The organism is Roseicyclus sp. (assembly GCF_052168335.1).
Lineage (GTDB): Bacteria > Pseudomonadota > Alphaproteobacteria > Rhodobacterales > Rhodobacteraceae > Roseibacterium.
Map to the genome: position 1 here is coordinate 1 of NZ_JBQLZP010000652.1, position 1,028 is coordinate 1,028.

A 1,028-nucleotide genomic window follows, 5' to 3' on the forward strand; every position below is an offset into this window, starting at 1 on the left:
GGCGGGGACCGCCGGGGCGTTCGCGCTGGTGATCCTCGCCTCGTCGCTGCTGGCGCGCGGGCTCGCCGCACGGCGCGAGCAGCGCCCGGCCGCGGGCGTGCCGCGGCCGCTCACGCTCGGCGCGGTGCTGGTCGGGCTCGCGGGGTTCCTGGCCGCCTGGCTCGGCGCGGGCTACGGCGTGGCGATGGGCCTCGTGTTCGCCGCCTGCTCGGGCCTCGGCACCGCGCTGCTGTTCGGCCTCGACGAGGCCCCGCCGCGCCCGGCGCTCCCCGAGGGCGCCACCCCCATCACGGCCGATGAGCGCCGCGTGCTGGCCGAGGCGCGGAGCCGCGTGGCCGCGCTCGAGAAAGCCGCGCGGACGATCGCCTCGGCGGAGTTCCGCGACCGGCTCGGCCGGGTCGCCGGCTGGGCCGGCGCGGTGGTGGCCGAGATCGAGCGCGATCCGCGCGACCTGCGCCGCGCGCGCAAGTCGCTCACGGTCTATCTCGACGGTGCCGAGAAGGTGACCGCGAAGTATCTCGCCACGCACCCGCGCGCGGGCGACCAGCAGGGGGCGCTGGAGCAGACCTTCCGCACCCTGCTCGACGAGCTGGAGCGCGCCTTCTCCGAGCAGCACGCCAGGCTGCTCCAGAACGACACCATGGCCCTCGACGTGCAGATCGAGGTGCTGACGACGCGCTTGAAGCGCGAAGGCGTGATGTAGCAGGAGACGCGCATGACCGAGTCCCGCACCGAGGCCGAGCCCGCGCTCGCGCCCACCCCACCCGTCGCCGATGCTCTGGTGAGCTACGCCGAGGCGCCGCCCGACCGGCGCGCGCGCATCGAGGCCGCACTCGGCGAGCTCGACGTCAGCGACAGCAACTCCGTGATCACCTTCGGCGCCAGGGCCCAGGCGCAGGTGACGGAGATCGCTGACAGCATGCTCGAAGGCGTGCGCAACAAGGACACGGGGGCGGCGGGCGCGGTGCTGTCCGACATGGTCGCGACGCTGCGCGGCTTCGATGTCGAGGAGCTGAAGAAGGGCGGCG

General features: G+C 74.9%; 2 protein-coding genes. Both read left to right on the forward strand.

From position 1 onward, the window contains the following. A partial coding sequence (locus ACTS11_RS19845) for a 5-bromo-4-chloroindolyl phosphate hydrolysis family protein (RefSeq protein ID WP_442642012.1) occupies positions 1 to 703 on the forward strand: 703 nt, incomplete at its 5' end. Between the two features lie 12 nt (positions 704 to 715). Continuing rightward, on the forward strand, positions 716 to 1,028 hold a 313-nt coding region (locus tag ACTS11_RS19850), incomplete at its 3' end, for a toxic anion resistance protein (RefSeq protein ID WP_442642013.1).